The organism is Variovorax sp. 01T439_2 (assembly GCF_056398445.1).
Window position 1 is genome coordinate 1 of the sequence record NZ_JBFTPJ010000967.1, and the last position, 2175, is coordinate 2175.

The 2175-nt window shown below is 71.2% G+C and carries 2 protein-coding genes; both read right to left on the minus strand.

Annotated features, from left to right (window positions below):
- Positions 1-791, minus strand: a 791-nt coding sequence (locus AC1DOC_RS30505) for a TonB-dependent receptor plug domain-containing protein (protein WP_478131210.1), incomplete at its 3' end; no start/stop codon positions are given.
- Positions 792-873: 82 nt separating this feature from the next.
- The gene (locus AC1DOC_RS30510) at positions 874-2016 is read right to left on the minus strand and encodes a PepSY-associated TM helix domain-containing protein (protein WP_478131209.1); all 1143 of its coding nucleotides are present in this window, start codon (positions 2014-2016) and stop codon (positions 874-876) included.
- Positions 2017-2175: the final 159 nt, after the last annotated feature.

Here is a 2175-nt window from a genome sequence, read left to right on the forward strand (position 1 = left end):
GCCGTGGTCAGCCCGCCCGGCATGCGGCCCTGGCCTTCGAAGTGATGCAGCGTCACCGCGATGTCGTCGGTCTTCGACAGGCGGTAGGCGCCCTTGAGCATCAGGTCGTCGATGCTGGTGTGGTCGTTGCTCCGGCGAAAGCCGTCGCCGTGCGTGCCCGAATACAGCAGCGCCAGGCCCAGGCCGTTCTCGTTGGTGCCGCCCACGAACAGGCTGGGCGAAGTCTTGGTGCCGCCGCCGTGGCCCGCGCCTTCCACGCCCACGCTCACTTCGCCCGCGAACTGCTTGGGAATCGAGCGGGTCACGAAGTTGATGATGCCGCCCACGTTCTGCGGGCCGTAGCGCACCGAGCCCGCGCCGCGCACCACGTCGACCGCTTCCAGGCTGCCGAGCGACAGCGGTGCCAGCGACAGCTGCGGCTGGCCGTAGGGTGCATAGGCCAGCGGCACGCCGTCCAGCAGGATGGTCGAGCGCGGCGACAGCCGCGAGGTGAGGCCGCGCACGCCCACGTTGAGCGAGATGTCGCTGCCGCCCGTGCCGTTGCTCTCCTGCACCTGCACGCCGGGAACCTGGCGCAGCGCCTCGCGCACGCTGGTGGCGCCGCTTTCCTGGATCTGCGTGCGCTCGATGATGCTGCGCGCGCCCGGGTGCTCGAGCACCTTGGTCTCGCTGGGCGTGCCGAGCCAGTCGCCGGTGACGGTCACCGCCTCCAGCGATTTCGCGCCGGATGCGGCACCGGCCGGCTCGGCTTCGGCCGCCAGGCTCTGGAAGCTGATGGGGAACAGCGCCATGACCAGCGCGGCGCACTTCTTTTGCTTGAACAAGGCTTCTCCTCGGATACCAATAGAAATCGAAAGCTGCGGGGCGTCCGGCTCAGGACGTGGTGCGGTTGCCGGCCGAAAGCGCGATGCCGCGGGCCGCGGCCGCCGCGCGCCGGCGCCGCCACCAGRGCCAGATGCCGCTCAAGCCCAGGCCGCCGAGCGCCAGCCCGAGCAGCAGGGTGACCGCCTGGTGCACCGGCCCGCCCAGCACGCCGGTGTGCAGCGGATAGATCACCACCACCGCGCCGTTGCCGGCGTCCAGGTCCTGCCAGCGGCGCACCGCCAGCACCTCGCCCGTGAGCGGATGCAGCCACACGGAGCTGATGCCGTTCGGATGCGGATCGTCGGCCAGCCGGAAGCGCACGCGCACCGGGCGGTTCGGCCTGGCCGGCACCTGCACGTAGCCGATCGGCTGGCCTGGGAACACGTTCTGCGCGCGGGCCACCAGTTCGTCGAGCGGGAGCCGCGGACCTGTTGCGGGCCCCTTGGGAACCACGGGCGGCTTGACCAGCTCCTGGCCCATGACGGCTGAAATGAAGCCGCCGAGCGGCCGCCAGGCCATGTAGGCGCCGGTGAACACCGACACCGCGATCAGCAGCCCGAGCACCGCGCCGCCGGTGCGGTGCAGGTCGAACAGCCCGCGCAGCAGGCCGCGGTTCAGCGAGATGCGCAGCGACGGCGGCCAGCGCGCGGGCCACCAGAGCACCAGGCCGGTGACCAGCAGGAAAAGATAGGCCAGCGCCACGAAGGCCAGGATGCCCTTGCCCGTGTCTTCCAGCAGCAGGCTGCTGTGCAGCTCGAAGAGCAGGTTGTAGGCGCCTTCGTGCGAGCCGCGCCGGCCTTGCTCCGCGCCGGTCGCGGGGTCGAGGTAGAGCGTGCCGTCCCAGGGCCCGCGTACGTACACCCAGAGCGTTTCGCCGGGGCTGCGCGGCGGGCGCAGCGTGAAGGTGGTGTCGGGGCCGAACTCGGCCACGAGGCGCTGGCGCAGCGGTTCGAGCGGCAGCGCGGGCGTCCCCGTTCCCGCATCGGCCGCACTGCGCGCGACGAAGAGCGCGGGATGCGCTTCGCGGTCGATCGGCAAGGCCACCACCAGCACCGCGCCAAGCAGGGCCGTGAGGGCCAGGACCGGACCGAGCGAAAGGCCGATCCAGCGGTGAATCTTGAGCCAGAGGCGTCTCAGGGATGCGCGCAGCATGGACAACAGGGGCGTCGAAAAAGCCCCGCCTGGTTGTTGGCTGGCGCGCCGCCGAGGGCGCGTTGGCTGAAATGGGTGCGTGGCACGAAGAAAACAGCCGCCCTCGGGCGGCTGCTGCATCGGCGTGCGGGGAGGCTAGATTCTACTGGCGAGCTCCGC